The sequence below is a fragment of the Faecalicatena orotica genome (assembly GCF_003149245.1).
GTDB classification, from domain to species: Bacteria; Bacillota; Clostridia; order Lachnospirales; family Lachnospiraceae; genus Faecalicatena_A; species Faecalicatena_A orotica.
This window is the reverse complement of the sequence record NZ_QGDL01000001.1, coordinates 550,783-564,352: the sequence shown is the minus strand read 5'-3', so window position 1 is coordinate 564,352 and position 13,570 is coordinate 550,783. Positions and strand designations below refer to the sequence as shown.

The following is a 13,570-nucleotide window of genomic DNA, read 5'->3' as shown; positions in this document are numbered from 1 at the left end:
CTTCGGTGAAAACTAAAGTTGACTATTGAAGATAGTCGCCTAAATCTTTACCAGAGAGCAGGGCGGCTATTTTCTGTCTCTGCCATTTCTGGCTAATGTAATAATAGCACATATCATAATCACGAATGTGAATAAATCACCATATGTAATCATGTTATCATCCTCCTTCCCAAGACTAGAAGTGGATGATGTGGCCGCCCTACCGGCTCCGATTGGCAAGGCATTGAAGATGCAGGATAAGGAACTGAGGATAAAGGTTATTCTTCTGGAAGTAGATGCCCGTTCCTATCTGGAAAAGGGGATTGAAGAGGAGTTAAAAAAATATGGTTCCTTTCAGATTGAACTGGATTATATGACCATACCCTATTCAGAGACAGAGAAACAGGTGAGGGCGCTTCGAAGCTGCATAGGGGAAAAAGTGCAGGGGGTCATCTTAAGTCCGATCAATTCTCCGGAAATTGTAAAAGAAATAGATGCCTGTACACTTGCGGGGATCCCGGTCGTAACAGTTAATACAGATATTAAAGGCAGCCGGCGGCAGTAATTTCCTTATGACAAATATGTTCCACCCCGCGAATCAATACGCCGCTTTTGTGTAGGATTCCACCGGCTAAAAAACTCTTTTTCTTCCGTCCGGATGAACGTAAGCCTGAGGCTAGGCAGTTGTAGAAGCCCCGGCAGGGTCCGTATGGTCTGTTCGGATGCATAGAATAAACGTTAGAACTACTTATGTTAAACACGGTCTTTTACAGGGATAAAATCTGTTTTCCAAAACAGATTTTAAGACCACCTGCACCGTTCAATCATTAAGATTGGACGGTAAATGTGGTCGGTGCCCTGTGAAAGGCCGCGTTTAGCATTAGTAGTTCTTCGTGAATGGACAGCAATCGAACAGACCATACGGGCCCTGCCGGGGCTTCTACAACTGTCTTGCAGCAGGTGTCCTATTCCCCGAATTAAAAAAGTTTTTCATAAAATAAATCCTTTGGGGAAGAAAATGGGTTATATTAGTGTAAGGCGTTTTACAGCAAGGAAAGGAGGACGTTTATGGACGATAAGGAGCTGGTCCGGCTGGTTCAGAGCGGGCAGAAAGAGTACTTAAATGAGATTGCCGGAAAATATTACGATGATATTTACTACTTCTGCACGTATCAGACCGGGAGCCGGGAAGATGCCTATGATCTGACTCAGGAAACGTTCCTCCGTTTTATCAGGTATGTGGACAGCTACCGGTACCGGAACCTGCCGGGGTATCTGCTCACGATAGCTATGAACCTCTGCCGGTCGTATTTTCACGAGTCAGGACGGACGCGTCTGGAATTTGAGTACCGGGAAGGGGACAGGAGTAAGGATAACCACAAGGAAAACAGGGACGGCTCTGTACAAATGGAAGGTTTGGAGGAGAGCCAGGTTCTGGCTGAGGCGCTCATGCAGCTTCCGGATATGCAGAGGGAGGCCGTACTGCTGCATCATTTTTATGGTTATAAGAACCGGGAAATTGCCCGTATGACAGGGGCATCCTATGCTGCGGTAAAGTCGAGGATTAATCAGGGGATTGACAAATTAAAGGACCTGCTGGATAAGGAGGATTTTTATGAGTAGCGGGAAAAAGAAATCATGGAGGTTTGAAATAGATGAGACAAGAAAACAGGAGGGGCTCATTCAGATCAAAAGAGCGGTGCAGGAAAAGAAGGTCAGATATTATCCTTCCTTTCTGGCCTGTCTGATCGAACAGCTCCGGTACCAGACATGGTCTTTCTGGGTTTTGCAGGGCGGCATGCTGGTGCTTGCTTTGGTTCTGATCCGGTATTTGAACCTGCCGGGTGGCGATGGGGAGGCATCAATTACTATATGCTCGCTTTTTATGGTCCTGACCGGCAATGTATGTTTAAGCGGGGTCAGCAGGCTGTTTTCCTGGCATATGGCGGAACTGGAGCAGACGCTGTACCTGAACCTGAGGCAGATGGTGAGTATCCAGATGCTTCTGGCAGGGATGATAGATTTGGCAGTGCTGGGCCTGCTTGTGATCTTCTGTGGCGGCAGGAGCGGGGCAGGGACGGGGGCATACCTGCTGTATATGCTGGTACCGTTTTTATGGTCTGATATCCTTTATCTGCATATGCTGACAGCCTTAAGGGGAGGTTTGAGGGGATACAGACAGCTTTCCGCGGGTGTCCTTAGTGGAATACTTGCCGTATTTCCTGTGTTTGTGGAAGAATCATATCATTTGGAATACCTGATGGTATGGGGGATCGCAGCGGCGGTGGGGATCGGAGTCCTGATTCTTGAAATCCGCAGGCTATTTGGAAAAATAGAAGGAGGTGAAGTACTGTGCCTGAATTAGTATTAGACAGGGTTACAAAACAGTTTCAGAATAAAATTGCAGTGGATCAGGTTTCACTGCGTCTTACCGAGGGGGTACATGGATTCCTTGGTGCGAATGGAGCCGGGAAGACGACACTGCTTCGGATGCTGTGCGGTGTCTTAAAGCCTTCAGCGGGAGAAATATTATGTAATGGGGCACAAATCCGTGGGATGGACGGAGAATACCGGCATATGCTGGGATATCTGCCTCAGGATTTTGGGTACTACCCGGATTTTTCGGCAAAAAGATATCTGGAATATCTGGCTGCGTGCAAGGCGGTGCCGAAGGATCTGGCAAAGGATAAAGTACAGGAGGTGCTTCAGCTCGTAGGGCTTTCGGGGGAACAGAAACACAAGATTAAAACATTTTCCGGCGGGATGATCCGCAGGCTTGGAATCGCGCAGGCACTGCTCAATGATCCGGAGATCCTGATTCTGGATGAACCCACGTCCGGGCTGGACCCGAAGGAACGTATTCGTTTCAGGAATATTATAAGCGCGATGTCAAAGGGGAGGATCGTCATCCTGTCTACCCATATTGTGTCTGATGTAGAGTTCATCGCGGACCAGATCCTTCTGATGAAGCAGGGACGGATCGTGGAGCAGGGAACTTCCCGGGAAGTGACAAAAAGTGCAGAAGGCAGGGTATGGGAGTATCTGGCCGAGCCAGAAGAGGCGCAGAGGCTGAATGAGCAGTTTGCGGTTAGTAATTTGAAGAATGAAGGGGATCAGGTTTATTTACGGATCGTGGCGGACACCTGCCCGTGTAAAGGTGCGGTAAACGCGGAACCGGGGCTGGAAGACGTATATCTGTATCATTTTAAGGAGGCGGCAGAGAATGTGGAAAATCTGGAAAGAAGAAATTTATAAAATCGCATCCCGCAAGATCATCTGGTGCGGTATACTCGTACTGCTGGCGTTCCTGACTTTCCGGCTGTGGACGATCCAGCAGGATTATGCGGTGACCATTGACGGGCAGACCTATTATGGGAAGACTGCGATCAAGAAGGATCAGGAACTGGCAAAAGAATATGCGGGACCTTTGACGGAAGAAAAGGTCAGGGCAATCTATGACCGGTTTGGGTTCTACTATTACGATGAAAAGATAGATAATTTTAGAGGGAACTTCTGCAATAAATATATTACGGAAAAAATGACGAACTACAGGCAGCTGAGTGGCGATAATCCCGATGAGATCCAGTTTATGGAGGGTGAAGAATGGGAAAACAATGCGGCGCCGCTTTTAAAGGGGGATGTACAGTTTGACTATGTATATGGATGGGATGATATGGTGGAAACATACGGGATTACGATGATGCTGATGCTGAGCGTCATTCTGATTATCGGCCTGTCGCCTGTTTTCGCGGAAGAGTATACACTTCGGACGGCAGACATCCTTCTGACAACCAGAAGGGGGAAAAAGAGTGCCATATGGATGAAAATATCGGCGGCAGTCTTTTTTGCGGCGGCAGTGTACTGTCTGGCCTCTCTTTATATATGGCTGGCTTACCGGTATGTTTTCGGCACACAGGGACTGGATGCCTCCACGGTGTTATGCGGGGCACTGCCTTACCACGGGACTTACCCGGAAGAGATAGGGGCATTTTTTGTATTTATTTTTGTTTTGGGAGTGGCGGGAATCATCCTGCTTTCGGCGGTTGTGCTGGCAGTCTCAGCAATATGCCGGAACTCGTTTATGGCGGTAGTTGTTTCCATGATCGTATTTGTAATCCCGGTTGCATGGATAAAAATCTTTTCACCCATGTGGATACTGGGGAGAAAAGGGACCATGCTTGTGAATCATTTCATGCTGTCGCAGCCAGTTTATCTGCCGCTGGGCTGGGGATTCTCATTTCCAGAGGATGTAACTGTTATGCATCTGCTCATCGCACTGACAGTCACAGTTGTATGTATAACGGCAGGCTACCACAAATATAGAAATTATCAGGGATAGGGGGCTTCCTTTCTTTCCGGGAATCGTGTACAATGATATTCGTGTGGAGGTAAACGGATATGGATAAACGCAGGATTCTCATTGTAGAGGATGACACAGATATCAATCATTTGCTGAAAAAAATTCTGGCAAAGAATGAATACGATACGGTTCAGGCGTTTTCAGGGACAGAGGCAAAGCTTCTGCTTCAGATGGAAACGCCTGATTTGATTTTACTGGACCTGATGCTCCCCGGAATGAGCGGGGAGGAACTAATCTCGGTGATCAGGGAAGAGATGGAACTGGATACCCCGGTCATAGTATTGTCGGCAAAGGCGGCGCTGGAGTCGAAAGTCCGGGCATTAAGAGGCGGCGCGGACGATTACCTGACAAAACCATTCGAGGCGGATGAGGTTCTGGCAAGAGTATATGCCGCCCTGAGGCGCTCCGGGACGAGGCAGAAAGGCGGTTCAGGAAAAGAGGAAAATGAAACAGAGGAGTATACATACAAAAAACTGCATCTTTTGCATAAATCCCGGAAAGTGACTGTAGGAGGGAAAGAGATTTCCCTGACCATGCATGAATATGACATCCTGTACCTTCTAATCAAGGACCCGGGGAAGGTATATTCCCGGGAAACGCTTTATGAACAGGTCTGGAACGGCGGCTATTACGGGGAGGACAACACCGTGAACGTACATGTCAGCAACCTGAGGAAGAAGCTTGCCAGCGCAGATGCAGGGGAAGAGTATATCAGGACCGTATGGGGAGTCGGTTTTAAAATGGCATGAAAGCATCTTTATGATTTCTTTAAACTTTCTTGAGGACTTATTAAAAGCCTCCCGGTTACAATCATTCATGTAAGCAGCAAAGTGAAATATGCGGAGGAATAAAAGATGAGAGAACATGTTATTGAAGCCAGAAGCCTGACTAAGAAATATGGCAGTGTAACGGCACTTAAGGACGTGGATATTACTGTCAAAAGAGGAGACATTTACGGCCTGATAGGAGATAACGGCGCCGGAAAAACGACTTTTTTAAAAATGCTGACCGGGCAGATATACCCGTCAGGCGGGGAAGTCCGCCTCTTCGGGGCCTACCCGGAAAAGGAACTTCAGAAGAACAGGAAACGCAGTGGGGCCATTGTGGAGTCACCGGGATTCTATCCAAAGCTCTCTGTGGAAAGAAATCTGGAATATTACCGTATCCAGAAAGGAATACCCGGGAAGGGAAAGGTAGAAGAGATCTTAAAGGGCGTAGGTCTGTGGGAAAAACGCAGGAAAAAAGGCGGAACACTTTCGATGGGCATGAAGCAGAGGCTCGGCCTGGGGATTGCACTTCTCGGGGAACCGGAGCTTTTAATACTCGACGAGCCTATCAACGGCCTTGACCCCAGTGGAATCATCGAGATGAGGAACCTGCTGCTACAGCTAAATCGGGAAAAAAACATAACAATCATTATTTCCAGCCACATTCTTTCAGAACTGGAACAGATCGCGACCATATATGGATTCTTAAGCCAGGGATGGTTGCTGAATGAGATTACGGCAGAACAGCTCCATGAGCAGTGCGCGGTCTATCTGGATATAGCGGTGACGGAACCGGAACAATATGCGGCGCTTCTGGAAAAGAAGTGGGAGGGTATCAGCTACAAGGTACTGCCGGATTCATCGTTCAGGATCAAGAGCCCTGAGATGACAGCAGATGCGTACAGCCTGCTGGCGGCGGAACATAAAATCGGGGTGCTGCGTCTTGAGCAGAAGCAGATGATGCTGGAAGAATACTATATGAATCTGAAGGAGAGGGGGAGATTGTCATGTTAAATTATATGAAGAGTGAATGCTACAGAGTGATCCACGGAAAAGAGCTGTATGTACTGACGGGTGTCTTATCCGGACTGACTGTCCTGATGAACGTCATTTTATATCTGTTCAACCGGTTTGTATTCGATTTCCCCTATGGTTCGATAAGATATTCATTAAATATACTATCCAGCAGTATGACAACCCTGCTGCTGGGCGGATTGCTTGTTACCAGCTTTGTGTTCTCAGAAGAGCACAAAAACGGGACATTGAAAAACGCAGTCTCTTTCGGCATCTCAAGAGGGCAGTTTTTCACTGCAAAATGTATCGTATGCTCGGCGGCATCCCTTGTCTGTATGGCAGTTGTACTGACGGTTTACTATGGAAGTGCCTACCTGCTCTTAGATGACCCCGGCGGAATCACTGTCATGGTCAGATTAAGGGGTGTTGCAGCGAACCTGCCTATGGCATTTGCAGCCGTCATCCTTACAGTTGCACTCATGTGTATGATCAAAAAAGAAATCCTTATGACGATCTGCTGGATGGCCGTCATATGGGGGATTCCTATAATCAGCTTCATTGTGGGATTCAAGATAGAGTGGCTGAACAGGGCCGCACAATGGATGCCGTGGAACTATCTGAAATATGAAACCTCTGTAAACATGACACAGTATGAGTGTCTGTGGGATACGCCGGAGGGACTGGCAAAATGCCTGATCGCCGGTGTCATAGGAATTGTTGTATTTTATGTGGCGGGATACGTTGTCTTCAGGAAACGGGATATTGCATAGAGGATATGGTGTGAGGAGAAAGGAGCGTGTGCAGAAATGACCTGTCTCATTCTGGCAGTAGTATGTTTTATAGCAGTGTATTTCTGCATACGCTTTTTCCTGCTGAAAAAAGCACTGGGGGAGGCGGCGCAGGAACTGCGGGAGATCACGGAAGATCTGGAAGAAAACCGCATTGTCAGGCTGCCGTCACCGCAGACTGAGATGGAAGTACTTTTGGAAGAAGTGAACCGGAATCTGGAGGCAATCCGAAGAATCCATGTGGGTTATCAGGAGAAAGAGCAGATGCTGCAAAGACAGATTGAAAATATCAGTCATGACCTGCGGACCCCGCTGACATCGATTCTGGGGTTTCTGGACCTGATCGATGAGAGTTCCCTTAAGGCGGAGGACAGGGATTCCTTAGAGATTGTCAGGAAAAAAGCCCGCTCAATGAAAAGGCTGACCGCCCAGTTTTATGATCTTTCAAGACTAACGGCAGGAGACTATGAGCTGGAAGTCGGGAAAGCAGATGCCGGCAGAATCCTAAGGGAAACCACACTGGAGAGTTATCAGGAACTTGTCCGTAAGAATCTGGATGTCCGGCTTGATATACCGGATGAAGCAGTATTCGCGCTGGCGGATGAGGCCGCGCTGGAAAGGATTTTTTCAAACCTGATTCAGAATGCACTCAGATATGCGGTTAGCACACTCAGAGTCAGCCTGAAGGAAGAGAAAAGCGGGATTACGGTTCTCATGGAAAATGACACGGAGCATCTGGATGCCGGTGAGGTGGATGCTCTGTTTGACAGGTTTTATACTGCTGACCATTCCAGAAGCGAAGGCAGTACCGGGCTGGGGCTTCCAATTGCCAGATATCTGGCGGAAAATATGGGAGGGGAATTAACAGCCTGCGTGAAGGTGCATGGCAGCAGAAAATGGCTTCAATTTTATTTGAAACTGAATAAATGAAGATATTTTACAAGCCTGAAAGATACAGATATAGTATAATAATGCCCGTGAGGTGATTAAATTTATGAAAAAAGAGACATGGACAGGGGGCAGACGTGATGAAGGATAAAAACGGGATGGGACATCTGGCGGCATTATTTACGATTGTAGTGTGGGGTACTACTTTTATTTCTACAAAGGTTCTGCTTCGGAATTTCCAGCCTGTGGAAATACTGATTATCCGCTTTGTGATCGGCTATATTCTGCTTTTTCTGGCAAAACCGGGACTCATAAGGCTGACAGACAGGAAGCAGGAATGGGTATTTGCAGCGGCAGGACTCTGTGGGATCTGCCTGTATTATCTTCTGGAAAATATTGCCCTGACATACACACTTGCCTCTAATGTGGGAGTGATTATTTCAGCGGCTCCGTTTTTCACGGCTATTTTAAGCAAGATTTTTTTAAAAGAAGACGGACATATGCGTGTATCATTTTTTCTGGGGTTTGCGGTAGCAATCGTGGGAATCTGTATGATGAGTTTCAGCGGGAGTGAAACCTTGAAGCTGAATCCGAAGGGGGACATTCTGGCTCTGGCTGCCGCTTTTGTATGGGCATGCTATTCTGTCCTGACGAAGAAAATCAGCGGATATGGATATTCTACAATTCAGAATACAAGACATATGTTCGGCTACGGGATTCTGTTCATGATACCGGCGGCAGTAGCATTTGACTTCCGTCTGGGACTGTCAAGACTGGCGGATCCTGTGAATCTTCTGAATATCCTTTTCCTTGGGGCGGGGGCATCTGCACTTTGCTTCGTAACATGGAACATGGCCGTACAGATACTGGGTGCAGTCCGCACAAGTGTCTATATTTACATCGTCCCGGTCGTAACGATTGTTACATCCGTGCTGATCCTGCATGAGAAGATCACAGGGACAGCGGCTTTAGGCGCGGGACTTACACTGGCGGGGCTGATTCTGTCAGAAGGAAAGATAGAGTTTAGAAAGGAACGGGAGTCTGCACTATGAGATTTTATTTCGCCCCTCTTGAAGGGATCAGCGGTTACATATACCGCAATGCATACCATACATATTTTGGAGAGATTGACAAGTATTTTATTCCGTTTATTATGCCGAACCAGTTCGGGCACCTCAGTTCGAAAGAGAAGAATGATATCCTGCCTGAGCACAATGAAGGGATGGCTGCCGTCCCGCAGATACTGACGAATTCGGCAGACGATTTCATCCGCACGGCAAGGAAGCTTAAGACATACGGGTACAGAGAAGTGAACCTGAATCTGGGCTGTCCTTCAAGAACTGTTGTCACAAAAGGAAGGGGCTCGGGGTTTCTTGCATTCCCCGATAAACTGGACCATTTTCTGGAAGAAATCTTTTCGGCGGCGGATATCCGTATCTCAATCAAGACAAGAATTGGAAAAGAGAGCCCGGAAGAATTTGACCATCTGCTGGAAATATACCAGAAGTACCCACTGGCCGAGCTGATCATCCATCCAAGGCTCCAGACGGATATTTATAAAAATACACCGGACTGGGAAGTGTTTGGCAGGGCAATTGGCTCATGTGGCTGCAATATCTGCTATAACGGGGATATTTTTTCTGTTCAGGATTACCGGCGGTTTGAGGAGGCTTTCCCGGATGTGGGCTGTGTGATGCTGGGTCGTGGGATTCTTTCGAATCCGGGGCTGGTCTGTGAGATCAAAAATCATACACCACTTGAGAAATCGACCCTGAAGGCCTTTCATGACCGGATCTATGTAGATTACCAGAAGGTTTTAAGCGGTGACCGGACAATCCTGTTTAAAATGAAGGAGCTGTGGTTCTATATGGCGCCTTTGTTTACGAATTATGAGAAATATGCGAAGAAGATTAGAAAATCAGAGAAGCTTACGGTCTATGAAAAGGCGGTAGAAGCACTGTTCGGCGAACAGGAAATTGCATGAAAAACGGCACCGGGATGTGGATGTATACCCATTCCGGTGCTGTTTTTTCATGCTGGAAAAACAGCATGTTAGAAAAACAGTTCATATGCCCCGAGCCCGACCAGTATCAGTCCGGAGATCACATCTGCCAGCTGGTCTGAGATCCGGGGAACCTTTGTCTTTCCAATGAAGTTTCCGGCATACAGAAAGACGACGGATACGATCAGTGACATGATTGCAGTGGGTACGAGCTTCAGTCCCGTAATGCTGGCGCCGATCCCCATGCCGAAGTTATTGATAGAGAGAGCGAGCCCCAGAAATAATCCTTCTTTTAGCGTAAGCAGGGTTGCTTCGGCTGGCTCTTTTTTAGAAGAACTGGCTGAGAGTTCATTTGATTTTACTTCTGTTTTTTTACATTTCTTACTGAGAAAGCCGAAGAGAGACTTCAGTATATAGTACAGCCCCAGCCCGATTAAAAGGGCGCAGCCGATGGCCTGGGTAGAGGAAGCCGGAAGAAACTGTGAGATTTCTGTGCCCATAAGGATCGCGACGATAGTACCTGCCAGCGTGACGAGGCTGATAATGGTGCTCTTTAAAAGATCGATGTTCGATTTCTTAATCCCGTAGGACATTCCGACAATGAAGCTGTCTATATTAGCGGAAAGAGCGAATAAAAGTGATGATATAAGATGCATGATCTGCTCCTGACACCATAAATGTTGTTTGTATTCAGTATATTCAGAAGAATTTGTTGCGTTCATGCCGCATAGACTATTAAGAGTTTATGGCAGGAGCATGTACATGCGAAAACGATTATTTTTCCCGGCAGGAATTGCGGCCGAAATCTTGCTGCTTCTTCTTGTGTTTTGTGTCTGGCAGGGGAGCGGGCAGAATCAGTCAGCAGATCAGGAAACAGCTGTTTCTGCCGGTGCACGCGGGATTGCGGAAGAAAACAGTGATGCAGCCGGCAGTGGCGGTGGAGAGAAGGCAGAGTATATCAAATGGGTGGAATTTAATGTTTCTTATGAAGCATTAAACCGTGCCTATACATATGACGTAGAAACATATCAGGAGGACGTCCATTTAAACTGGGTGGAACTGCTGGCGTATCTTGGGGCCAGATACGGCGGGGATTTTACAAGATATCAGGAAGCTGACATGACCCAGGCGGCAGAAAAGCTTCTTACGGGAGGGTCGACGATCGAGGAGATGGCGGCCGATATGGAGTATTACGGCTATTACCGTGAGGCTTATGGTGCTGTTCTGGACGGTATGGTGGGGGAATATGAGATTGAGAAACCGGAAAGCGAAGATTCGGATAAAAAGGTATGGAAGAAATTTTACGGGCTGAAGGCATATTCTCCAATCGCAAAGACATTTCCCTATACAGATTATGATGATTTCGGGGTGTCCAGAAGCTATGGCTACAGGCGCAACCACTTAGGGCATGACATGATGGGACAGGTGGGAACACCCATTGTGGCCGTTGAGTCCGGCTATGTTACCGTTATGGGATGGAACCAGTACGGAGGCTGGCGCATCGGGATCAATAGTTTTGACGGGAAACGCTACTATTATTATGCACATCTGCGGCAGAATATCCCGTTTGCAGAATCACTGGAAGAAGGTGACGTCGTACAGGCGGGGGATGTAATCGGCTATATGGGCAGGACCGGGTACAGTACAACGGAAAATGTAAATAACATTGACACCTACCACCTTCATTTTGGGCTGCAGCTGATTTTCGATGAGAGCCAGAGGGAGGGAAATCATGAAATATGGGTGGATGTGTACCCTCTTGTGAGGTTCCTTTCACAGAACCGCTCAGAAGTGGTAAGAAATGATGCCAGCAAAGAGTGGTACCGGAAATATAGTATGAAGGACCCGGCTGCAGAAAAATATCTAAAAAGTAATGAACAAAACAAAAATAAATAAAAAATAGTGAATAATTAAAACTAAAGACAGAAATAATTATAAAAATACAATTAAAATATTGACTAATTGAAGCGTACGAGCTAATATAAAGATAACAAGAAAGACGAAGGGAGTGGAACCTATGTTAGAAAAATTATTTATTATTTTAATCTCGGCGCTGGCACTTTTAATTGTCTGCTGGATGCTCGCAGAGTACTGGCTCCGCTCTGTAAGGAAGCTTTCAGTAGAAAGGATATCCAGCCTTGGCATCCTGGATAGAATGGCATTCGCTTTTGAGGATTTCTGCGGAGGCGTGAACCATAAAAAAGATTTCCGGAGGATGCGTCTGGAGGAAGAGATGGGAAGCGTACCGACAGAGAGCCAGCGGGGTCCCCGTATCATGGAAACAGCAGACAAAGAAGGGAAAAGCAGGGATACAGAATACATCAGGAAGGAAAAAAAGACCAGGATCAAGGCAAACATGTGATTTGACAAATTGACGAATTTGCCCCCCTCATAGAGATGCGGCTGTTATCGAAATCTAATTTCTGTAACAGCCGCATCTATTTATGGAAGATTGCATACAGAGAAAAATTCTCGTTATGAAAAATAATGATTGACAAAAAAGGGCGGATTGCATATTATAAAAGGAAACTCTTTGCACTGCATATTTATTCTACAGTACAAACTGAGCAGGCGATCCATACAGGGGTGATACTCAGTATGAATGGGGCCGGGCCGCGGACGCGGCAGCAGATGAAGAGGAAGAATCTGTGGGACAGTTTACTACGAATGTTCCACAGGTTCTTTTTGTGTAAACGGAGTTAAAAATCCGCTTGCAGGAACCTCCGGACAGGATGTGCATTGAAGTGAACCAGATAATACTGTTCAGACAGCTAAATGAGAAGGAGGACATCATAATGGCACATAACACAGAAAACATACAAACAGAGGGAACAAGGATTGCAATGCGCGTATCCAAGGTCAGTATTGGGGTGAATATAGCACTGTCGGCATTTAAACTGGCTGCCGGGCTGATTGCTCATTCCGGGGCAATGCTGTCGGATGCGATACATTCGGCGTCGGATGTATTCAGTACGGTCATTGTCATGATAGGGGTTACGATCTCGGGGAAAAAGTCTGACAAGGAACATCCATACGGCCATGAAAGAATGGAGTGTGTGGCATCGATCCTGCTGGCTGTTGTATTGTTTGCGACCGGTGCAGGAATAGGAATAAGCGGGATACAGAAGATAGCGTCAGGTAATCTGGAATCGGCTTCGGCTCCGGGCCGGATGGCACTTATCGCAGCAGTCATATCCATTCTGGTTAAGGAGTGGATGTACTGGTATACTAGGGCGGCTGCTAAAAAAATAAATTCCGGGGCACTGATGGCTGACGCATGGCACCACCGTTCCGACGCGCTGTCTTCCATCGGGGCGTTTGCCGGAATATTCGGTGCGCGGCTTGGATTTCCTGTACTTGATCCGCTTGCAAGCGTTGTTATCTGTGTATTCATAGGAAAGGCGGCGTGGGACATTTTTCAGGATGCGATGAATAAGATGGTGGATAAGTCCTGTGATGACCGGACGATCCAGCAAATCCGCCAAGCGGTGTTGGAAAACAGGGGTGTGGAAAAGATTGATACAATCCGTACAAGAATGTTCGGGGCGAGGGCCTATGTGGATATTGAAATCGCCGCGGATGAGAATCTGACACTGCGCGAGGCGCACGGGATAGCGGAGGAAGTACATACCAGAGTGGAGGAACAATTTCCGGAGGTAAAACACTGCATGGTGCATGTAAATCCGCTGACAAAAAAGGAAATACTGGAAATCGATGGGTAGGGGCTGTCAGCAGGGTTCTGCTGCGAAGTGTACGGCATAAGCCGGGTTCC

Annotated in this window: 15 protein-coding genes and 1 riboswitch; of the genes, 14 read left to right on the top strand and 1 reads right to left on the bottom strand. The window is 47.2% G+C overall.

Going from position 1 to position 13,570, the window contains the following annotated elements; all coding sequences use genetic code 11:
- Positions 1-190 precede the first annotated feature (190 nt).
- The 11 genes from A8806_RS02415 to A8806_RS02365 all read left to right on the top strand — a co-directional run bounded on the left by A8806_RS02415 (position 191) and on the right by A8806_RS02365 (position 9,780).
- A complete protein-coding gene (locus A8806_RS02415) occupies positions 191-544 on the top strand; it encodes a substrate-binding domain-containing protein (protein WP_181368552.1) in 354 nt (117 codons plus the stop codon).
- A gap of 503 nt (positions 545-1,047) precedes the next feature.
- Positions 1,048-1,602: an RNA polymerase sigma factor gene (locus A8806_RS02410; protein WP_109729556.1), complete on the top strand. Its 555-nt coding sequence runs from the start codon at positions 1,048-1,050 to the stop codon at positions 1,600-1,602.
- Positions 1,595-2,344: a hypothetical protein gene (locus A8806_RS02405; RefSeq protein WP_109729555.1), complete on the top strand. Its 750-nt coding sequence runs from the start codon at positions 1,595-1,597 to the stop codon at positions 2,342-2,344. The genes A8806_RS02410 and A8806_RS02405 overlap by 8 nt, the downstream gene beginning before the upstream one ends.
- On the top strand, positions 2,332-3,234 hold the full coding sequence (locus A8806_RS02400) for an ABC transporter ATP-binding protein (RefSeq protein ID WP_109729554.1): 903 nt from the start codon (positions 2,332-2,334) through the stop codon (positions 3,232-3,234). The genes A8806_RS02405 and A8806_RS02400 overlap by 13 nt, the downstream gene beginning before the upstream one ends.
- Positions 3,203-4,318, top strand: coding sequence for an ABC transporter permease subunit (locus A8806_RS02395; RefSeq protein ID WP_109729553.1), 1,116 nt, complete (start codon positions 3,203-3,205; stop codon positions 4,316-4,318). The genes A8806_RS02400 and A8806_RS02395 overlap by 32 nt, the downstream gene beginning before the upstream one ends.
- A gap of 59 nt (positions 4,319-4,377) precedes the next feature.
- Positions 4,378-5,088: a response regulator transcription factor gene (locus tag A8806_RS02390; RefSeq protein WP_109729552.1), complete on the top strand. Its 711-nt coding sequence runs from the start codon at positions 4,378-4,380 to the stop codon at positions 5,086-5,088.
- A 105-nt stretch (positions 5,089-5,193) separates the two neighbouring features.
- A complete protein-coding gene (locus A8806_RS02385) occupies positions 5,194-6,120 on the top strand; it encodes an ABC transporter ATP-binding protein (RefSeq protein WP_109729551.1) in 927 nt (308 codons plus the stop codon).
- The gene (locus A8806_RS02380) at positions 6,114-6,890 is read left to right on the top strand and encodes an ABC transporter permease (RefSeq protein ID WP_109729550.1); all 777 of its coding nucleotides are present in this window, start codon (positions 6,114-6,116) and stop codon (positions 6,888-6,890) included. The genes A8806_RS02385 and A8806_RS02380 overlap by 7 nt, the downstream gene beginning before the upstream one ends.
- A 36-nt stretch (positions 6,891-6,926) precedes the next feature.
- On the top strand, positions 6,927-7,838 hold the full coding sequence (locus tag A8806_RS02375) for a sensor histidine kinase (protein WP_109729549.1): 912 nt from the start codon (positions 6,927-6,929) through the stop codon (positions 7,836-7,838).
- Between the two features lie 98 nt (positions 7,839-7,936).
- On the top strand, positions 7,937-8,848 hold the full coding sequence (locus A8806_RS02370) for a DMT family transporter (RefSeq protein ID WP_109729548.1): 912 nt from the start codon (positions 7,937-7,939) through the stop codon (positions 8,846-8,848).
- Positions 8,845-9,780 carry a tRNA dihydrouridine synthase gene (locus A8806_RS02365; protein ID WP_109729547.1) on the top strand — a complete coding sequence of 312 codons (936 nt, stop codon included), beginning with the start codon at positions 8,845-8,847 and terminating at the stop codon, positions 9,778-9,780. The genes A8806_RS02370 and A8806_RS02365 overlap by 4 nt, the downstream gene beginning before the upstream one ends.
- A 68-nt stretch (positions 9,781-9,848) precedes the next feature.
- Here A8806_RS02365 and A8806_RS02360 read toward each other — a convergent pair whose 3' ends face one another.
- Positions 9,849-10,454 carry a manganese efflux pump gene (locus A8806_RS02360; RefSeq protein ID WP_181368551.1) on the bottom strand — a complete coding sequence of 202 codons (606 nt, stop codon included), beginning with the start codon at positions 10,452-10,454 and terminating at the stop codon, positions 9,849-9,851.
- Positions 10,455-10,560: 106 nt separating this feature from the next.
- Between A8806_RS02360 and A8806_RS02355 the strand changes: the two genes are divergently transcribed.
- The 3 genes from A8806_RS02355 (at position 10,561) to A8806_RS02340 (ending at position 13,520) form a co-directional block, all read left to right on the top strand.
- Positions 10,561-11,694, top strand: a complete 1,134-nt coding sequence (locus A8806_RS02355; protein ID WP_109729545.1) for a M23 family metallopeptidase — start codon at positions 10,561-10,563, stop codon at positions 11,692-11,694.
- A gap of 121 nt (positions 11,695-11,815) precedes the next feature.
- Positions 11,816-12,160 carry a hypothetical protein gene (locus tag A8806_RS02350; RefSeq protein WP_109729544.1) on the top strand — a complete coding sequence of 115 codons (345 nt, stop codon included), beginning with the start codon at positions 11,816-11,818 and terminating at the stop codon, positions 12,158-12,160.
- 191 nt (positions 12,161-12,351) lie between these two features.
- A riboswitch (NiCo riboswitch) is annotated at positions 12,352-12,457 on the top strand.
- A 136-nt stretch (positions 12,458-12,593) separates the two neighbouring features.
- On the top strand, positions 12,594-13,520 hold the full coding sequence (locus A8806_RS02340) for a cation diffusion facilitator family transporter (protein WP_109729542.1): 927 nt from the start codon (positions 12,594-12,596) through the stop codon (positions 13,518-13,520).
- Positions 13,521-13,570: the final 50 nt, after the last annotated feature.